Annotated in this window: 17 protein-coding genes; 7 read left to right on the top strand and 10 right to left on the bottom strand. The window is 55.9% G+C overall.

Annotated elements, in window-relative coordinates:
* The first annotated feature begins 19 nt into the window (after positions 1-19).
* Entirely contained in the window at positions 20-595 is a 576-nt protein-coding gene (gene speG, locus KKH3_RS04615; RefSeq protein ID WP_039356324.1) for a spermidine N1-acetyltransferase, read from the top strand.
* Between the two features lie 331 nt (positions 596-926).
* Here the strand turns inward: speG and ybbP are convergent, their stop codons facing one another.
* Together ybbP and ybbA are read right to left on the bottom strand one after the other, a co-directional pair.
* Positions 927-3,356, bottom strand: coding sequence for a putative ABC transporter permease subunit YbbP (gene ybbP, locus KKH3_RS04605; protein ID WP_039356318.1), 2,430 nt, complete (start codon positions 3,354-3,356; stop codon positions 927-929).
* Complete coding sequence (gene ybbA, locus KKH3_RS04600; protein ID WP_010307452.1) at positions 3,353-4,084, bottom strand: putative ABC transporter ATP-binding protein YbbA; 732 nt, start codon at positions 4,082-4,084, stop codon at positions 3,353-3,355. The genes ybbP and ybbA overlap by 4 nt, the downstream gene beginning before the upstream one ends.
* Between ybbA and tesA the strand changes: the two genes are divergently transcribed.
* From tesA to KKH3_RS04585, 3 genes are all read left to right on the top strand, one after another.
* Positions 4,007-4,690, top strand: coding sequence for a multifunctional acyl-CoA thioesterase I/protease I/lysophospholipase L1 (tesA, locus tag KKH3_RS04595; protein ID WP_072034552.1), 684 nt, complete (start codon positions 4,007-4,009; stop codon positions 4,688-4,690). The two genes, ybbA and tesA, sit on opposite strands and share 78 nt — an antisense overlap.
* Before the next feature lie 28 nt (positions 4,691-4,718).
* The gene (locus KKH3_RS04590) at positions 4,719-5,489 is read left to right on the top strand and encodes an SDR family oxidoreductase (protein WP_039356311.1); all 771 of its coding nucleotides are present in this window, start codon (positions 4,719-4,721) and stop codon (positions 5,487-5,489) included.
* A 110-nt stretch (positions 5,490-5,599) separates the two neighbouring features.
* Positions 5,600-6,460: a co-chaperone YbbN gene (locus KKH3_RS04585; protein WP_039356309.1), complete on the top strand. Its 861-nt coding sequence runs from the start codon at positions 5,600-5,602 to the stop codon at positions 6,458-6,460.
* Between the two features lie 427 nt (positions 6,461-6,887).
* Here the strand turns inward: KKH3_RS04585 and KKH3_RS04580 are convergent, their stop codons facing one another.
* Complete coding sequence (locus KKH3_RS04580; protein ID WP_039356307.1) at positions 6,888-8,081, bottom strand: nicotinamide mononucleotide deamidase-related protein YfaY; 1,194 nt, start codon at positions 8,079-8,081, stop codon at positions 6,888-6,890.
* A 219-nt stretch (positions 8,082-8,300) separates the two neighbouring features.
* Here KKH3_RS04580 and tyrP point away from each other — a divergent pair, with 219 nt between their 5' ends.
* Complete coding sequence (gene tyrP, locus KKH3_RS04575) at positions 8,301-9,509, top strand: tyrosine transporter TyrP (protein WP_039356304.1); 1,209 nt, start codon at positions 8,301-8,303, stop codon at positions 9,507-9,509.
* Positions 9,510-9,876: 367 nt separating this feature from the next.
* Here tyrP and KKH3_RS04570 read toward each other — a convergent pair whose 3' ends face one another.
* Positions 9,877-10,416 (bottom strand): YfaZ family outer membrane protein, encoded by a 540-nt coding sequence (locus tag KKH3_RS04570; RefSeq protein ID WP_039356301.1) that lies wholly within the window; start codon positions 10,414-10,416, stop codon positions 9,877-9,879.
* Between the two features lie 238 nt (positions 10,417-10,654).
* On the opposite strand from KKH3_RS04570, the gene KKH3_RS04565 reads away from it, so the two are divergent.
* A complete protein-coding gene (locus KKH3_RS04565) occupies positions 10,655-10,855 on the top strand; it encodes a catalase (RefSeq protein WP_234991489.1) in 201 nt (66 codons plus the stop codon).
* Between the two features lie 17 nt (positions 10,856-10,872).
* Here the strand turns inward: KKH3_RS04565 and menE are convergent, their stop codons facing one another.
* The 6 genes from menE to menF all read right to left on the bottom strand — a co-directional run bounded on the left by menE (position 10,873) and on the right by menF (position 18,178).
* The gene (gene menE / locus KKH3_RS04560) at positions 10,873-12,300 is read right to left on the bottom strand and encodes an o-succinylbenzoate--CoA ligase (RefSeq protein WP_039356298.1); all 1,428 of its coding nucleotides are present in this window, start codon (positions 12,298-12,300) and stop codon (positions 10,873-10,875) included.
* Complete coding sequence (gene menC / locus KKH3_RS04555; RefSeq protein ID WP_039356295.1) at positions 12,288-13,259, bottom strand: o-succinylbenzoate synthase; 972 nt, start codon at positions 13,257-13,259, stop codon at positions 12,288-12,290. Before menC ends, menE begins: the two co-directional genes overlap by 13 nt.
* The gene (gene menB / locus KKH3_RS04550) at positions 13,259-14,116 is read right to left on the bottom strand and encodes a 1,4-dihydroxy-2-naphthoyl-CoA synthase (protein ID WP_010301311.1); all 858 of its coding nucleotides are present in this window, start codon (positions 14,114-14,116) and stop codon (positions 13,259-13,261) included. Before menB ends, menC begins: the two co-directional genes overlap by 1 nt.
* Before the next feature lie 5 nt (positions 14,117-14,121).
* Positions 14,122-14,937, bottom strand: coding sequence for a 2-succinyl-6-hydroxy-2,4-cyclohexadiene-1-carboxylate synthase (gene menH, locus KKH3_RS04545; RefSeq protein ID WP_052201289.1), 816 nt, complete (start codon positions 14,935-14,937; stop codon positions 14,122-14,124).
* Entirely contained in the window at positions 14,925-16,607 is a 1,683-nt protein-coding gene (gene menD / locus KKH3_RS04540) for a 2-succinyl-5-enolpyruvyl-6-hydroxy-3-cyclohexene-1-carboxylic-acid synthase (RefSeq protein ID WP_039356290.1), read from the bottom strand. Before menD ends, menH begins: the two co-directional genes overlap by 13 nt.
* A 248-nt stretch (positions 16,608-16,855) precedes the next feature.
* Positions 16,856-18,178, bottom strand: a complete 1,323-nt coding sequence (menF, locus tag KKH3_RS04535) for an isochorismate synthase MenF (RefSeq protein WP_039356287.1) — start codon at positions 18,176-18,178, stop codon at positions 16,856-16,858.
* Positions 18,179-18,521: 343 nt separating this feature from the next.
* Here menF and KKH3_RS04530 point away from each other — a divergent pair, with 343 nt between their 5' ends.
* On the top strand, positions 18,522-19,691 hold the full coding sequence (locus KKH3_RS04530; protein WP_039356283.1) for an MFS transporter: 1,170 nt from the start codon (positions 18,522-18,524) through the stop codon (positions 19,689-19,691).
* Positions 19,692-19,702 lie beyond the last annotated feature (11 nt).

The following is a 19,702-nucleotide window of genomic DNA, read 5'->3' as shown; positions in this document are numbered from 1 at the left end:
TATCAATTAAGGATTCACTATGTCCGGTACGAGCAATGCCGTTCGGCTACGACCGCTGGAGCGAGACGATCTCACTTTTGTTCATCAGTTGGATAACAATGCCAGCGTGATGCGTTATTGGTTTGAAGAACCTTACGAGGCCTTTGTCGAACTCAGCGATCTGTACGACAAGCATATTCATGACCAAAGCGAGCGGCGCTTCATTATTGAACATGAGCAAACCAAGGTAGGTCTGGTTGAGCTGGTGGAAATTAACCATATCCACCGTCGCGCGGAATTTCAGATCATCATCGATCCCGCGTATCAGGGCAAAGGCTACGCCAGCGCGGCGGCCAAGCTGGCGATGGATTATGGCTTCTCGGTCTTAAACCTGTACAAGCTGTATTTGATTGTGGATAAGGAAAACAAGAAAGCGATCCACATCTACAGCAAGCTGGGGTTTGAGGTCGAGGGCGAACTGATCCACGAGTTTTTCATCAACGGCGAATACCGCAACACGATCCGCATGTGTATTTTCCAACATCAATATCTGGCGAAGCATAAAACCGTGACGGGAACCGGCGGCGAAGCACCGGGAAGTTCTCTCAGCCAATAAGGTAAGAAAGTCGACTTTCTCTGTTATCCGGCATCAAAAATTATGCAGCGGTGAGCTTGACCGCCGAGTGAGCGACAGGACGTCGCGAAAGCCAGTGCCGCGTCGGGAACGCGTCACTGGCGGCTCGATCAGCGGTCATGCACACCAATGGCACCGCGTAGCGGCATAATTTAGCCAGAAGCCAGGGTTCGCAGGGCTGCGGCGCTTGAGCGCCCTGCGTCGGGCGCTTATAAGGTTTTGCATAAACGTGGCGGCGCTGCTGCGCACGAAACTTTCTCTGTGTTTGCATAGCGATGCGTATCAGAGAAATTGGCGTATTTCATCCGCAATGTTAACCCGCGAATTGCCGGAACAGTGCTTTACCGCGTAAGAGCCGTAGCCCCAGCCAGCCGCCGCAGAGCGACAGGAGGAACGCCGCGATTAACGGAAGTGCTATCCACATCCCGATATTCGGTTCCCAGGCGAAGTTGAAGACCTTACGCTGCAACAGCCACAGAGCCGATTCTGCGCCAATCGCCGCCGCCGTTCCCGCCACCAGACCCAGCACCGCAAATTCACACCACAGCGTAGTACGCAGCAGGCGCAACCCGGCTCCCAGCGTACGGTATACCATCAACTCCTGACGCCGTTGACGCATCCCAACCTGGATCTGAGCCAGCAACAGCAGCACGCCGCAGAACAGCACCAGAATGACCATAATCTCCAGCGCACGACTTACCTGCTGTAAGACCTGCCCTACCTGGCGCAGAATACTGCCGATATCCAGCACGCTCACCGTCGGGAACTGGCGGTTCAGCTGTGTGATCATCTTCTCATCGCCATCGTAGCGGAAGCTGGTCAGCCAAGACTGCGGCTGGTTATCCAATGCGCCTGCTGGAAAAATAAAGAAGAAGTTCGGACGCAGGCTTTCCCAATCTACCTGACGGAAGCTGGTCACCGTCGCGCTAAATGGCTGTGTGTCGCCGGTGAAGGTCAACGTATCGCCAATCTTGATGCCCATCTCTTTGGCTTCTTTCGCTTCCATCGAGACTTCGCCCGCCTTCGGTGCTTCACCTTCCACCAAGACGTTGTGCTGTGGGATCCCGTTCATCCAGGTCAGGTTCAGCTCACGGTTCACTGTATTACCGCCCGGATCGTCCTCATGAATCACTTCCGTGGCAACCTGCTGATTAATCTCCGTCAGCCGCGCACGAATAATCGGGAAGAACGGCTCCGGCGTCACGTCATGCTGAGAGAGGAAATCCCTCACCTGCGGCACCTGTTCCGCCGTGATATTCAACAGGAAATAGTTCGGGCTGCCCGGCGGCAACTGCTGCTGCCAGCGATCCAGCAAATCACCGCGCATGACCAGCAGCAGCGCTAATAACATGAAGGACAACGAAAACGCCGCCAGTTGACTGAGCGTCGACCACGGCTGACGCAGCAGGCGATTAATGGCCAGACGCAACGCCAGTCGTTTAACCGTTAAGCGCCGTAATAGCAGCAGACCGCCCCAGCCAATGACACCCAGCAGTAGCGACAGCACCGCCACGCCGCCGAGCAGCGACCACAGCAGCACGCCGCCACCGGACAATACCGCCAGCAGCCCGACAACAATAATCAGAACGATCGGCAGGTAATAACGCAGCGGCCACACGTTCGCCACCACATCCTGACGCAACACCCGCAGCGGCTGTGTCGCCAGCAACAGCCGATACGGACGCAGCCCAACCAGCAGCGAGATCAACACCAGCGATCCCAGCGCCCATACCCACGGCCACAGCCCGGAGGCAGGCAATGCGGCAGGCAGCACCGGTGCCAGTATTTTCATCAAGAGCGCCTCAAACCCCAGGCCCAGCACGCTGCCGCAAACCGCTGCCAGCCCTAGCACGGAAAGCCACTGCCCGATAATTAATCGCCTCAGCGCCTGTTTGCCTGCCCCCAGCGTTTTCAGAATGGCGACCAAATCATAGCGACTGCGGCAGTAGTGCCCCATCGCCACCGCGACCGCAGCAATAGACAACAGCAGCGTCAGCAGCGCCGACAGCAACAGGAACTGCTGCGACCGCTTTAACGACTGGCTCAGCGCACCTTCGGAATCTTCCATGCCATACCAGCGCTGATCGGGCTTGAGCTGGGGCTTGATGAAGTTGCTGAATTCACTAATCTGCTTCTCATCACCGGAAAACATGTAGCGCCAGGTAATGCGTCCTCCCGGCTGAATCGCACCGGTTTTCTCAACATCATCCAGATTCATCAGAATACGTGGCGCCGTCTCAAACGGATTGAAGCCCGCATCCGGTTCCTGAATCAGTTCGCCGCTGATGCGCAGCGAGGTATCGCCGACGTCCAGCATGTCACCGACTTTCAGCCCAAGCAACGCCAGCAGGCGCGGCGCCACCAGCACCGTTCCCGCTTGCGCATGCAGCCCTTCCGGGCGCGTCTGCAAGTTGCCGTACAGCGGATAACGCTGGTCAGTGGCTTTAACCTGTGCCAACTGCGGCGTATCGCCCGCGAACGTCATGGTCATAAAGGATATTTGTCGGCTGAGCGTCAGCCCGCGCTGCTGCGCGTCCAAAAGCCAGGCTTCCGCGACGGGCCGCGACGCACGCAGCACGCGGTCACCCGCTAGAAAATCACGGCTCTGCTGGCTGAGCCCTTTTTCCATGCGGTCGCTGATGGTGCCCAACGCCAGCACACAGGCCACCGCCAGCGTTAGCGCCAGCCAGACGATCAATAAGGAAGGAGAGCGCCATTCGCGCCAGAACCACCGCCAGATCATGCGTCCTCCCGCAGCTTGCCGTCGACTAACCGCAGACGTCGCTCGCAGCGTGCCGCCAGTTGTTCATCGTGCGTCACCAGAATCAGCGTGGTGGCATAGTCGCGATTGAGGGAAAACAGCAGGTCAACAATGCGTTCACCGGTTTTACGATCCAGATTGCCGGTGGGTTCATCGGCAAACAACACGTTAGGGCGACCGCTGAACGCACGAGCCAATGCCACACGCTGCTGTTCACCACCGGAAAGCTGAGCAGGGAGATGATGTAAGCGCTCACCTAGCCCAAGCTGCTGCAAAAGCTGTTCGGCCTGTCCACGACTGTGGCTGTCACTTTCGCCGCGCAGCAACGCGGGTAATTGCACGTTCTCCAACGCATTCAGCGTCGGCACCAGCATGAAAGACTGGAAGACAAAACCCACATGCTGAGCGCGCAGCGCCGCACGGCCTTCTTCATCCAGTGCGCTCAGCGATTTGCCCATCAGACTAACATCGCCTTCTGTACCATCATCCAGCCCGGCCAGGATCCCCAGCAACGTCGATTTTCCCGAACCGGATTCACCAATCAGGGCAATTGTCTGCGCAGGTTTGACAATAAGCTCAACTCCGGTAAGGATGGAAAGCCGATTCTCTCCTTGACCAACGTGCTTACTAAGATGATGAACTTCAAGAATGTTTTCTACGTGCGCAGTTTTGCTTGGCGTAGCACTCGCTGGGCTGGTCTTCGCAAACATGTTTTCGTCCTTTTGCTTCTGGGATTATGCAGCGTACGCGCTTTCGCCGCTGACACATTATTAATTCTGGGCGATAGCCTCAGTGCCGGCTATCAGATGCCGATCGCTAACGCGTGGCCAACGCTATTGAACACGCAGTGGCAGACGCAGAAAAAAGGCGTCGCGGTGGTTAACGCCAGCATTAGCGGAGACACCACCACACAGGCTCTGGCGCGTCTTCCTGCTCTGCTGAAACAGCATCAGCCACGTTGGGTGTTGATTGAACTGGGCGGCAATGACGGGCTTCGGGGATTCCCTGCACCCAATATCGAGCAGGATCTGACGAAAATCATTACGCTGGTTAAACAGGCTAACGCCCAGCCGCTGCTCATGCAGATCCGTTTGCCGACCAACTATGGCCGCCGCTACACCGAGTCATTCAGCAATATCTACCCCAAACTCGCGGAGCAGTCTGCGCTTCCTCTGCTGCCTTTCTTTATGGAGCAGGTGTATCTTAAACCGGAGTGGATGATGGAAGATGGCATCCATCCGACCCGGGATGCCCAACCGTTTATCGCAGAATGGATGGCGAAGCAGCTGGAACCCTTAGTTAACCATGAGTCTTAATAAATAGGCTTTTGAATTAGGTAAAGTTATGCAAAAAACGGTCTTCATTACGGGTTGCTCCAGCGGTATTGGCTTAATTGCCGCTCAGGATCTGCAAAAACGCGGCTACCGTGTGATTGCGTCCTGCCGCCGCGCAGAGGATGTCGCTCATCTGGCCACATTGGGTCTGGAAGCGATTACGCTCGATCTGGATGACAGTGCCAGCGTTGAACAGGCCGCAGCGGAGGTGATCAGACTGACCGGCAACCGTCTGTTCGGCTTGTTTAACAACGCCGGATATGGCCTGTATGGCTCGCTGAATACCATTTCGCGTCAGCAGCTCGAACGGCAGTTTTCCAGCAACCTGTTCGGCACGCATCAGCTCACGCAGCTCTTGTTGCCCGCAATGCTGCCACACGGCGAAGGCCGTATTATCCAGACCAGTTCTGTGCTGGGGCTGGTTTCTACTCCGGGTCGCGGTGCGTATGCCGCCAGCAAATATGCGCTGGAAGCCTGGTCAGATGCATTGCGTATGGAGCTCCACGGCAGCGGCTTGCGTGTCAGCCTGATCGAACCCGGTCCGATCACTACGCGCTTTACCAACAACGTCGCACAGACGCAGACGGACAAACCGGTCACCAACCCCAGCATCGCTAAACGCTTCACGTTGCCGCCAGAAGCGATATTGCCGAAGCTCCACCATGCACTGGAAAGCTCACGGCCAAAATTACGCTATCCCGTGACGCTGGTGGCTCACGCCTTAACCTGGCTGCGCCGTTTGCTACCGGGATGTCTTCTGGATAAGGTATTACGAGGATAAGGCCGCAGAGGGCGATGTATTACGCACTCGGCTCTGCACAAGGCTTGTAAGTAACACCGACAGGCCCCATCTAAGAGTCAAATGAATTCAAGAAGTAAGAGAGACTACTCATGTTAGAACAACAAGCGACTATCGTTGACGTCAATGAATCCAACCTGCATCAAGTGTTGGAACACTCCACGACACTGCCAGTCCTGTTTTACTTCTGGTCGGGGCGTAGCCAGCACTGCCTGGAGCTGGAACCGGTGCTGGACAAGCTGGCGCAGGAATACGCAGGGCAGTTTGTTCTGGCGAAGGTTGACTGTGATGCCGAGCAGCGCGTAGCCGCCCAGTTTGGCCTGCGCTCCATCCCAACCGTTTATCTGTTTAAAGACGGGCAGCCGCTGGATGGTTTTCAAGGGCCACAGCCGGAAGAAGCGATTCGAGAATTGCTGAAACGTGCGCTGCCGAAAGAAGAAGAGCTGAAAGTCGCACAGGCGCAGCAGCTTATTCAGGAAGACAAACTGCCAGAGGCAATGCAGTTACTGAAAGACGCCTGGCAACTCAGCCAGCAGCGCAGCGATATTGGCCTGATGCTGGCAGAAGTGCAGATTCAAATTAAACGCAGTGAAGATGCCGAAGCCGTGCTGGCCACCATTCCGTTGCAAGATCGAGACACGCGTTACCACAGCCTCGTTGCTCAGATTGAGTTGCTGAAACAGGCGGCAGATACGCCAGAAATTCAGCATCTACAGCAGCAATTAAACGCCGATCCGCAAAATGCGGATCTCGCGGTACAACTGGCGCTTCAACTGCATCAGGTCGGTCGTAATGAAGAAGCGCTTGAGCTGCTGATGGGCTTCCTGAAGAAAGACCTGACCGTCGCTAACGGCAGCGCACGTAAAACGCTGATGGACATCATGGCCGCCCTCGGCACTGGTGATGCCCTCGCCGCCCGCTACCGCCGCCAGCTCTATTCGTTATTATATTGATTTATCTTGTGAAAAAGGCCAGAACGTTGATTCTGGCCTTTTTATTTGCAGGCAAGCATTAGCCATCGGCTTATAGACTTATCGTCTTATGCTAGATTGATGTGATGGTTTCGGGCGTGCTAACCACCTTATTTTTCTGTCATTTCATCACTCGCCCGACAAGGAGCGCTCAGTCGCCGCAGCTCCTTGACCTCTGGCTATTTTGGCGGACGCTGCGCCGCTTCGCGGTGCCTTCGGCGTTCGTGCCCGTTATTCGGGCCGTCAGTGACGCGTTCCCGACGCGGCACTGACTTTCGCCGCGTCCATGCGGCTCACCCGACGGTCACGCCCACCTCAGCACAGCGTTTGACGCCGGAAAATAAAAAACAACAAAGTCAGAACGCATACAGATTATTGTCTGTCTCTCATCTGAGAATGTTTTTTTACGCTAACGCGTTCTTAGCACCGTTATCCAGCCATGGCCGCCGTAGACAGACCAGCCGTTTAGCCAGCGGCGCAGCATGTTCATCGCCAGCATCGCAACGACTTCCTGATGGGTTTTCAGGCTGTAGCGCTGTACGTTGAACTGTATCGTTTGGGCGAAAGATCCTTCTGGCGTATGCAGCGCCAATGACAGCTCCGCATCATTCCGGTTACCCACAACCAGCGCTAACGACGCCCCCTGACGTTCCGCCAGATGGCGCGCATGGTCCACGAGTCCAGACAAGCTGGTATCGTCAACGTTTGCCAGCAATTCTCCGCCCGCCAGCGGAACGTCCGCCGACTGGAGCTGCCAGTTGAGCAATCCTGCTGTGAAGTGTTCACTTACTGCCAGCGTCATATCACGTTCGGCCAGACGTCGTGCCAGCTGTGCCGGTAACCCTTCGGTTCCTTCAAAAATGGTATTTTCCCCAGCCACAGTGCGCACCGTTTCCCACAGCTGCGCCATTTTTTCCTTCTGTGCGGCCGGGCCAGTGAGTTTCAGCTCGATGATTGGCATAGAAGAACGGTAGCCCAGCACCACGCCCGGCGGTAATGTCATGCCATCCAACTGGCTTGCCAGATCGCTCTCGGAACGGCCAAAAGTGGTCAGGCGCAGGCACAGCGGAGCCTCTGCAACAGCAAAGCGCTCACGCAAGCGCGGCATAATTTGCTGATCGACCATGACCTTAAATTCAGACGGCACGCCCGGTGTAAAAAACATCAGGCACTTGTTCAATTGCAGCGCGAAACCACAGGCAGTGCCCACCGGGTTATCTACCATTTCCGCGCTGGCAGGGATTTGCGCCTGTTTACGGTTGCTCGGTGCCATCACTCTGCCGCGCTCGGCAAAGAATGCCTCCATACGCGCCAGCCATTCCGCATGCTCAACCAGCCCTTCTCCTGCTGCGGTGGCCGCCGCCAATGCACTGAGATCGTCGCTGGTCGGTCCCAGACCGCCGTTCACGATCAGGATATCGGCTATCTGGCTACGCTGCGTTATCGCCGTCACCAGCGCATCAAGATCGTCCCCCACCGTCATCCGGCTGGTCATCGGTAATCCCTGCTGAAACAGATAATCCGCCAGCCAGGCCGCATTGGTATCAATAATCTGACCATGCAGCACTTCATCGCCGGTACATAACATCTCGACCCTAAGCATTTTTTATTCCTCGTGACGATCCTGAAACCACTTTAAAAAGTCGCATGAACAAACACAATAATTCTTTCTGCCAGTCCGATAACGTATCGCCTCCGATGCCCCCACTTCGGTGTAAATATAAAATTACACCCCTCGTAACGGCGTTTTGACAGAAATCTCTCAATACTCTACCCTGCTGCCAAAAATATCTGGATAGCCGCGCTATATATAGAGGAATAGGTGAAGAATCGCACTCTTGGCAGCATTTTTATCGTTGCTGGCACCACTATTGGAGCAGGAATGTTGGCGATGCCGCTGGCAACCGCCGGTGTCGGATTTGGTACTACATTGATGATATTGATCGGTCTGTGGGCACTAATGTGTTACAGCGCCCTGTTGCTGGTTGAAGTATATCAGCATCAGCCGTCGCACACTGGGCTGGGCACGCTGGCAAAAATCTACCTCGGTCGCTGGGGACAGTGGATTACCGGCTTTAGTATGTTATTTCTGATGTATGCGCTCACCGCAGCCTATATCAGCGGCGCAGGCGAACTACTCGCCAGCAGCATCAGCCAGTGGAGTGGCTACTCACTTCCGCTGTCCGCAGGTATTCTGCTCTTCACGCTGGTGGCTGGCGGCATCGTCTGTATCGGGACATCCTCCGTCGATTTGTTTAACCGTATCCTGTTTAGCGGCAAAGTGCTGATGCTCGTCATCATGCTGGCCGTCATGGTTCCCCATATTCAGCGCGTCAACCTGTTAACGCTGCCTCTACAACAGGGTCTGACGCTCTCGGCGCTACCGGTGATTTTGACCTCGTTCGGCTTTCACGGCAGTATCCCCAGCATCGTGCACTACATGGGTGGTGACAGCGGTAAGCTGCGCCGGATATTCCTGATCGGTAGCGTGATACCGCTGATTGCCTATATCTTCTGGCAGCTCGTGATGTTGGGCAGCCTGAGTTCTTCAACGTTCAACGCGATTTTGGCCGATCAGGCGGGATTGAATGGGCTGATGCAGGCTATTCGCACGCTGGTTGCCTCACCGCACGTTGAACTGGCCGTCCACCTGTTTGCCGATCTGGCGCTGGCAACCTCTTTCCTCGGCGTGGCACTTGGACTGTTCGATTATTTAGCCGATCTGTTTAAACGTAAAAATAGTGGCATCGGGCGTGCGCAAACGGGCTTGCTGACCTTTATTCCCCCGCTGGTGTTTGCCCTCTTTTATCCGCAAGGGTTCGTAATGGCACTGGGCTATGCGGCGATTGCGCTGGCCGTGCTGGCATTGCTTATTCCTGTCCTGCTGAGCTGGCAGGTACGCAAACAGCATCCTGAAATACGCGCGACGCGCGGTGGTGCACCGATTCTGGCTCTGGTATTTTCCAGCGGCGTAGCCATCATCTTGATCCAACTGGCGATGGCGGCAGGCTGGCTGCCATCAATCAGCTAATCTTGAGCATAAAAATGCTGGGTGACGGACAAAGATGTCCGCCATAAAAAAACGCCGGGAGCGTTTTTCAACGTCGCTTGCGACAGCCCGAAGGGGGACGGACAAGGATGTCCGTCATAAAAAAAGAGCGTGAACTCAACATTCACGCTCTTTTTTCTTTCGAACCACTATACCCTAAATAATTCGAGTTGCAGGCAGGCGGCGACGCAGTGAATCCCCAGGAGCTTACACAAGTAAGTGACTGGGGTAAGCGAGGACAAATTGGCTTAGCCAATTTGAACGCCGCTGGCGGCGGCCCTTCAGGGCGAGGCTCAGATATGAGCCGAGTATTGCCAACACACCTGCGGCTTGAAGTATGACGGGTATATCAGAAATTCAGACCAACGCCGACATAGGCAGAATCCGCCAGTCTATTATCCGGGCCGTTCTCACGCGCCATATTGATGTAGCGGTAGCCGACATCAACGTTCAGCGGTCCAAATACCTGCCAGCGAACGCCCGCTTTCCCTTCAACATAGTGGTCAACATGGCTGGAGAAAGCATCTGGTGAATAATAGCCTTCGCCATACAGCGAGAACTGGCGGCTCAGCGGCCACTGCACGCCACCGCCCAGTGCAACACCATAGCCATCATTACCGTGATCCTGGTTTAAATACAGTGCCTTACCACCCACAGTCAGTTTGAGTGGACCAACAGGAATGGTGTATCCCAGACCGAAGCCGTATACATCATTGCTGTTGTCGCCGTGGGCGTAACTCACATTGCCCGCCAGTCCAGGAATGCCCAGACCGAAGCCCGCATTGGCACCAACGTAATCGCGACCCGCTTCCCCGGAAAGGCTAATGGCATGTACAGAAGCGCTTGCAAGCAACAGGCTCCCTGCACAGGCAATCACAAATTTTTTCATTTTCAATATCCTTAAAAACCGTCGTTAAACGCGCGTGTAAAGGTGTTATCGCTGCCGATTCTACCCGAAACGCCCTTTCACTCCAGTATGAAATTACCCTGAGCAGGGATTTATTCTTTTAAGAATCTTTTCAGCGCAGCTGACAATAGCAGTAATAAGCGCCACCTATTTGCCCAGAAAACCTAAAGTGAATAATAGTATTCATCACGGATGATGAATAAATAAACAGAAGGACGTGATGGTGAGCGAAAAAGAAGTAGCGACAGCGAAGAACAACGCAGCGATGGATAACCGTCGCACAACGAGTTACGAGAGGCACAGCCCAATACAGTTTCAGGATCTGTGGTTTCTGGAAAAACTGGCGCAGTTTGATCGCGAAACCAGCAACACTCACCAGCGAAGCACGACGGGTTCCGGCAGCAATGCTCCTGATAAATAGCGTCCCGCCGAGCCGCACTACCTTGTAAACGGGTGAGACAGCGTATTCACCCAATTTTTCACCTGCTGGCGAGAAAGCTTAATCCCACCATTTTTCAGTTCAACGGGCAGCGCATAATACGCGACCGGACGCTGAAAGCCGGCAAGCTGCGGCTGTAGCCACTCACGTATCGCATCGAGCGTCGTGGTTTGTGCTACCTCCAATACCGCAACAGGACGCTGGCCGAACTCCGCATCGTCAACGGGCACAATGCATGCCTGTTGAACATCGGGGTGTGCCAACAGTACGGCTTCGATATTCTCCGGCTGAATCCCTTCCCCGCCGCTGAAGAATTGATTATCCAGACGCCCCAGAATGTGCCACTCGCCCTCGGCAAATAGCCCGCGATCCCGCGTGTGAAACCAGCCATCATCATCGACGAGTGGAATCAGTTCTCCGTCACGCCAATAGCCCGCAGCCAGCGTGCTGCCACGCAGCAGAATTTCATCCTCTACCAACCGGATCTCTCGCCCGTGCAGCGGCATACCGACGCCCGAACGCCCGTCAGCACGTTTCGCGCAGACCGTGGACGCCAGTTCCGTCAGACCATAGCCACACCAGCAACTGACACCTCTTGCTTCCGCCTGTTGCGTCAGCGCCTGCGGGATCATCGCGCCACCGAGCAATACGGCCTTTAATGCCATGGGCAATGTTTCTTCCGACAGCAGTCGCCACAGTTGCGTCGGAACCAGAGAAGCATGGCTGCAATCGCGCAGCGCACTATCCAGAGGCTGATGCGCACGGACAACAATCGTTGCCCCAGTAGCAAGCCAGCGCCAGACAATACCCTGCCCAGAAACGTGAAAGAGCGGAAGTGACAACAGCCAGCTGTCGTTGGCGGAAAACGCCATCATCTCAACCACGCCTTGCGCGCTGGAGAGATGGGCTGCCAATGAATGTACCGCCGCCTTCGGCATGCCGCTGGAACCGGATGTCAGCGTCAGTGTCGCCAGCCGTTCAGCCTGCCAGCGTAATCGGTCAGTGCAGTAACTTCCTTCGGTATTACCTGATGGCGAAGAATCTGATGACAAAGAAATGGGTGGCAAAGAAAGCGGGCGTACAGCATTCGGCCACGATTTATCATTCAGGCACAGGCCATACGTTACATTCAGCGCGGGCAGCAGCGTCTCAGTTAATGTATCAGGTAACTGTGGATTCAGCGGCAGTACACGCACGCCGCACTGTAACAGCGCCAGATAGCTGAACAGCATCTGGACGCTATTTTTCCCGCGTAGCGCGACCGTACTGTCAGCCGTAACACCTTGCTGTGTGAAATGATCGGCCAGATGGTCCACCCGCTGGGCCAGCGACTGCCAGCTCCAGCGGATTTCATCTTCAATCAATGCGACAGGCTGGGGCGTCTGGCTTGCCCAGTATCGCCACGGCCAGTCAGTCAGGAGCGCCATACCACGTCCAGTTGCTCAGTAGTCAGCAGCGGCAACGCGCTATCCGGCCAGCGTTGAATCACCTGCGCCTGCATCAGATCCAACGTGTCCAGCCCAGGAACCGTATCCGGCGTCAGCCAGTGCGCCAAACGCGCCAGCTGCGTTAAGCCCAGACTGGACTCGATGCTGGAGCTGATCACCGCCGTTAATCCAGCCAGATGCGTTTCTTGCACCAGTTGCTGGCAGCGTGCGAGGCTGCCAACCAGCGTAGGCTTGATCACAATCGCACTCACGCCCGGCTCGGCTTCTACCCGAAAATCCGCCTCACGCACGCTTTCGTCCCAGGCAATGTTGATGCCCGTTTCCCGCGCAAACTCGCGAGATTCTTCACGGGTTTTGCAAGGCTCTTCGAGAAAGGCAATGCGCGAACGCAATGACGGCGCGACGTAGCGAGCAAAGCCGTCCGCTTTGGCACGTGTCCAACTGCGGTTGGCATCCAGACGGAGTTTCAGATCCGGCAAGGCTTCCAGCAGCACGTTAACGATCATGCCGTCACGCACCGCCTCGTACAGGCCGACCTTGATCTTTGCCACTTTCTCGCCCGGCATCGCCTGTAGCATCTCAAACAGCTCGTCAGGATCGCCGCTGCACAACGGCGCTTTGCGATAGTCCGCCGCCTGCGGCAGATACCGATCCAACTCGGCCTGCGCACAGCTCAGGCCAAAGGCAACCGACGGCGGAAGATCATCAGAAAATGCCGCCCCTGCCGCCCATGATTTTAGCTGTTCAAGCGCGGCTGATTCCGCCTCTGCCAGCGTTTCCACGCTGAATTCCGGCAACGGCGCAATCTCGCCCCACCCCAACCGCTCGCTTTCTTGCAGGCGAACAATAAGGCCATCGCGGGTTTTCAGACGCTGATTACGCAGCACCACTCCAGCTTCCATCGGCACGCTGTAACGATAGAGAGTGACCTGACGCATTACGGATTCCGTTTGAATTTGCTGAAGTCAGGCTGACGTTTTTCATTAAACGCGTTGCGGCCTTCCTGCCCTTCGTCTGTCATGTAGAACAGCATGGTGGCGTTACCCGCCAGCTCCTGCAAGCCCGCCTGACCGTCACAGTCTGCGTTCAGCGCCGCTTTCAGGCAGCGCAGCGCCATTGGGCTGTTTTGCAGCATTTCACGGCACCAGCGCACGGTTTCTTTTTCCAGATCCGCCAACGGTACTACCGTGTTCACCAGCCCCATATCCAACGCTTGCGCAGCATCGTACTGGCGACACAGGAACCAGATTTCACGCGCTTTCTTCTGACCCACGATGCGCGCCATGTAAGATGCGCCCCAGCCGCCGTCAAAGGAACCGACGCGCGGCCCCGTTTGACCGAAGATGGCGTTTTCTGCCGCAATGGTCAGGTCACACATCATGTGCAGAACGTGTCCACCGCCGATGGAATATCCCGCCACCATCGCGACGACGGGCTTGGGACAGGTACGAATCTGGCGCTGGAAATCCAGCACGTTCAGGTGATGCACGCCGCTGTCGTCTTGATAACCGCCGTAGTCACCACGAACTTTCTGATCGCCACCGGAGCAGAATGCTTTATCGCCAGCGCCGGTCAGGATAATCGTTCCGATACCGTCGTCATGACGCGCATTATCAAGCGCCTGAATCATCTCTTTTACCGTTTGCGGGCGGAACGCATTGCGTACCTGAGGACGGTTAATGGTGATTTTGGCAATACCATCGATGGATTTATGGTAGAGGATATCGGCGAAGTCGCCGCTGCAATCGTGCCATTCAATCGGTGCGTAAAGCAGGTCTTCACTCGGATAAAGCATAGTTATCAATCCTTAACGGGGTGCAAAAGAAAAGAGCGAACCCGCTCGGCATAGGCCGTTGGATTCGCCTGATGAGCATTATGACCCGCCTGAGCCACGCTCAGTAACGGCAGGCCGTATTGCGCCGCCAGCGTTTGAAATTTGACGTCGCTGGCACCGCATAAGTAAACAAAAGGTATCGGCAGGTGCCGGAGGCGTTCCACCAAAAAAGGCTGTCGCCCCAGCGATGTGGCTTCCAGCATCGCGGCAACGGACGCACCGTGATTGGCGCTGCGGCGCACAATCAGCTGTTCACGCTGAGTAGAACCCACATCGGCAAAGACCGCCTGCTGATACCAGTCTTGCAAAACCGCTGGCAGCGGTTCCTGACGAAAGCGCTGCGCCCAGCGGGCATCATGGTGGATACGTTCCATACGCAGCTCCGGCGTTGCCAGGCCGGGATGTCCGCCTTCGACCAGCAGCCCGAGCAGGCCGTCATGCTGCCCGTTGCAGGCGTGATACATCGCTATACGCCCACCGAGCGAATAGCCCAGCAGCCAATAGCGCTCGATGCCCTGCTCTAAAAGTGTCGCGCTAAGCTGCCGACTGACATCGGCAAAATCTGTTGTGGAAATCGTTCGTGACGCGCCGTGCCCGGGTAAATCCACCAGCAGCACGGGCCAGTCACGACAAAACGGCAGGATGGGTAGCCAATCCTCACCACTCCCTAATAAACCATGCAGACACACCAGCCACGGCTGCCCAGAAGCCACCGCGCCATGCGTCACTTTCCGGCAGCCTAGCCCTTGAAAATCTATCCCCTGAGAATCTAGTGCGCCCACGTCGCCACCTGAGCGACCAGTTCATTGAGCGTTTCCGCGCCGTCTTTCGGCTCAACCACCACTTCCAACAGCGTGACACCTCCCTGAGCCCAGCAGTCCGCCACCTTCCCCGCCAGTTGTTCCCAACTCTCGGCGCGCACGTAATTCAGGCCAAACATCGCAGCAGCGTGTCCGAATTCCACATTTTGCGGCATGCAGTAAAACGCTTCACGCTGTGCAACCGGCGTCGGCAGCAGGGAAAATATCTGGCCGCCATTATTGTTCACCACAATCAACACCAGCGGCGCGGGAGACTGACGCAGCAGCGCCAGCGCATTCAAATCGTATAACGCGGAAAGATCGCCGACGATGCCCAGCGTGGCTTTTGACGTGGCACGCAGTACACCGGCCAGCGTGGAGATCAGGCCATCAATACCGCTGGCACCACGATTACCGTACACCGGATATCCCTGTGGGAGCTGTGCCAACGCGTCGATCAGACGCACTACGAGACTGTTGCCAACAAACAGCTGACCGTCCGGCGGCAAAAGCGCCGGTATGCGCTGCGCCAATTGCGCCTCACCAAAACGGGAAGCCAGATGTGCGTCGACCTGCCGCTGCGTTCTGTCGGCAATATCCGCCAGCAAATCTGCCCACGATGCCTGTTTTTGTGCCGGATGCGCAGACAGCCATTCGCCCACGTCCGCCACCAGACGGCGTCCGCGGTGGTGAGCCGGATCCAACCGTCCCGGCAGATCATCGATTAACCAGAATTCTTGCGGCTGGCACTGTTCCTGCCATTGCAGCAGGCGCTTACCCGTCAGGCTACCGCCGAACTGCAAGACGATGTCCGCCTGCTGTAAGCGAGCCGCGGCGTCAGGATGCGCCAGCCAAATATCCGCACAGGGCAGCGGCTGTCCACTTTGCGACAGGACATCGCCAATCAGCGGCCAACCCAGTTCGTTCGCCCACGCGGCGAGTTGCGTCCCTTGTTCAGGACTCACGCGCCCAGCAAGCACGACGCCCCGCTTCTGTCGCCACTGCAACCAGTCCGGTTGTACCGCCAGCGTACTCTGGCGCATTTCACGTAGCCAGGGCTCACGGCTATTCCACCAGTCGCCCAGCGTCATCAGCCAGTCCTGGTACGCCGTGCCGTCATCGGCACCGTACAACGGTTCAGCAAAGGGGCAATTAATGTGCAACGCGCCGTGCGTCAGCCGCGCCATGGCGCTATCCACAGAGGAAACCAGCCAACTAGCAGGAATATCGGGAGTAGGACGCGGCAAATCCAGCGCCAGCGTGGGGTGTGAAGCATACAGTGCATGTTGCCGAATCGCCTGATTCGCACCGCAGTCAATCAGCTCCGGCGGACGGTCGGCCGTCAAAACCACCAGACGTTCACCGGTCAACCCCGCTTCAATAATGGCTGGGTACAGATTCGCAGCGGCAGTGCCTGAGGTCACGATAATCGCAACCGGTTCACGCGAGGCTTTTGCCAGCCCCAATGCCAAATGCCCGAGCCCTCGCTCATCAAAATGCGTGTGGCAAATGAGTGCGCGATTATCCGCCGCCGACAGCGTCAACGGAGTGGAGCGAGAACCAGGCGCGATGCAGACATGCCGGACACCGTGGCGGGTCAGCGATTCCAGCAGTAATGTAGCCCAGCGGCGATTAAATACACTTGTTGACATGTTGTACTCAACAACTCAGGTTGCAGGTTATATCCGTTATACTTCAAGCCGCATAGCGTCGTTGTTCAGAACGCTAACGTTTTGTCACGCAACTCGAATAATTTAGGGTATTTAGCAAATACTCATGATCACACTGTTGGCAGTCTGGTTGCCCTTCAGCAAACATCAAGATCAGCCTTATTATATTTTTTTTTATTACGCTGACTTTGATATAAACCAGTACCTCGCACAACAACCATAAAACAAAACTATGACATATCACCGTCTAACAGGGATCGTAGCCCTGCTGCTTTGTTTTCTAACTCCTGCCATTCTTGTTCTGGATCAGAACCCGCCACAATTCCGGCACCGGCATAAAGCGTTAAAATATGATCCCGCACTTCAGCCGAACGTAGCGCCACGCTGAATTCAGACTGCTGACGCGAAAGGTAACCTGCGGAACCCGCATACCAGTTGCGTTCAAACGATTCATGTTCGGCAATAAAACGGCGAGCCTCTTGCCTCGGCAGACCCGCGACGGCTGCCGTGGGCTGTAATGCATTCAGGCACACGCTATCAGACGCGTTGCGAAGCGTAGCGTGAATGGTACGGCGCAGATGCTGTACTTTACGCAGGCGTACAATTTCCGGCGGCATGACATCCAGCGACAGCGCGGACTGCTGTAGCCGCTGACAAATATCATCCACCACCAACATGTTCTCACACTGGTTTTTGGTGTCATTCATCAGCCAGTCAGCCAGCTCAGCGGCTTTGTGTGCATCGCGATCGCTGGCCACCGTCCCCGCCAACGCCTCCGTTTCCAGTTCACTACCCCGGCGCCGATAAAGCCGTTCCGGGCTGGAGCCAAGAAAGGCATGACGCGCGTCGTGCGCCAGCATGAAATGGAAGCAGTGATGGTTTGCCGCGCGGCTGGCAGCCATAAAGGTGGTTGCCTGTAGCGGCTGCGTCAACGTTAGCGTGGTTGCCCGCGCCAGAACGACCTTTTCCATCAACCCATTATTGATGTCATGCAGCGCCCGCTGGAGCAAAGTAATCCACCCCTGACGCGCCGGCTGATGCCCGACGGACTGCACTTCCGCATGTAAAAGAGGCTGCGAGGCGGGTGGCAAAAGCAGGTTAAGAAACGCCGAGGCTTCAACGGCATCCTGTTGCAATGACGTATCACTGAACAGGTTAATACTCAGGCTGAGCGTATCATCCTGACGTCGCAGTTCCACACGGGGCAGAAACAGGTAGCCAGGCGACGAAACACCGCCCTCTTTCGTTTGATTAAACGCGTTCAGCCCCCAGATACGCACATCGGAATCGCACGGCTGCTGAGCAAGAAACGCCTCGGCATCCTGAATGTGGCGAAACCCGCACACGTTGCCGCAAACAGCGGCTTCTTCACGATCTTGACGATGCTGCCAATAGAATTGGGGGTACACTGGCTGGGTAGCCAACCACGGCAATAGCTCAGACGCGTCGCTGAGGACCAACGAGCGCGTTATTTGTCTGAAACCTGCGCGTTCAGGCAGTGGCTCGCGTAAATCCTGCTGCATATGCCGCAGCAAGTCGGAAAGTTGTTTCACCGTTACCCCGGAGACCTAACACAAAGTAGGGGATTATACGGGAAAAAAACACGCCGTGGGTGAGAGGTTACGCAAGACCATAACGGTGAACATGAACTAAAATCGCACCAAACGGCAAAACGGATCTCGTGCACCGCTCTAAAATCCTCTTACATCATCATTATTGCTTCAATTGACCGATTATTTTGCCGATTATCTAATCGGCATTTTTTTGCCTGCTCCACGGCCCCACATCTCTTTTCTTCCCTCACGCCAAAACCGCATACCAGGATTCTTTCCATTCAGACCGCTAATTATGGTAAAAATAGGCCCTTGTTACGTCGACCGGATAGCCTCGTTCAGGATGAGTACAACGCTGAATTCCAACCCGTTATGCATTAATCAGAATCTGCCAGGCAAAAAAGCACAGGCAGCCACGCGCATCGTTTTCTTTGTTGCGGGCTTTGCTATGGCTTCCTGGGCGCCGCTGGTGCCCTTTGTCAAAACGCGGCTGGCTATCAGCGATGCCTCTCTGGGGATGTTGCTGCTTTCTCTTGGTATCGGCTCACTCTTAGCCATGCCGCTTACCGGTTTCCTCACCAGCAAACTGGGGTGCCGCAGCGTTATTTTGCTGGCAAGCGCGCTGCTTTGTCTGGTCTTGCCCGCGCTGACACAAGCAGAAACATTGCCTCTGATGGCGATAACGCTGCTCTTTTTCGGCGCGTCCATGGGGATGATTGATGTCGCGATGAATATTCAGGCCGTCATCGTAGAACGGGCGAGCGGCCAGGCGATGATGTCCGGTTTTCATGGTTTCTTTAGCATCGGGGGGATTGTCGGTGCGGGCGGCGTCAGCGCCCTGCTGTGGCTTGGTCTGTCTCCGCTGATGGCAATTCTGGCGATTGTCGCACTCATACTGATATTTGTGGCAACGGCGCATAAACACCTGCTGCGCACCACAAATCAAGATGACAACAGCCCTCTGTTTGTCATCCCACGCGGCTGGGTGATGTTCATTGGCTCACTGTGCTTTATCATGTTCTTAGCCGAAGGCTCCATACTGGATTGGAGCGCGCTCTTTTTAACGGTTGAACGCAACCTGAGCGGCGCGCAGGCGGGCATGGGCTATGCGGCGTTTTCCGTCGCGATGACGCTGGGCAGGCTGAACGGCGATCGCATCGTTAATGCGCTCGGTCGCTACGCGATTCTGACCGGTGGCAGCCTCTGCGCCGCACTCGGTCTGGTGTTAACGATCAGCATTGATAACCCGATAACCGCCATTATTGGCTTTGTGATGGTGGGTATCGGCGCCTCGAATGTGGTTCCGATCCTTTTCAGCGCCGCAGGGAATCAAAAGATCATGCCGCCGAACTTGGCCATCGCCTCCATTACCACAGTGGGCTATGCCGGTATTCTGATCGGCCCGACCATTCTCGGCTTTATTGCACAGTTCAGCAATTTGGCTACCGCATTCGGGTTTGTCGCACTGCTATTGCTAGGCGTTAGCGCCAGTGCGCGTGCCGTTATCCGCTAATCAGGAGCGTT

The sequence above is a fragment of the Pectobacterium actinidiae genome (assembly GCF_000803315.1).
In the GTDB taxonomy this organism is placed as follows: Bacteria; Pseudomonadota; Gammaproteobacteria; order Enterobacterales; family Enterobacteriaceae; genus Pectobacterium; species Pectobacterium actinidiae.
Note: the sequence above shows the minus strand (reverse complement) of the source record. Positions and strands in the feature narration are given on the sequence as shown.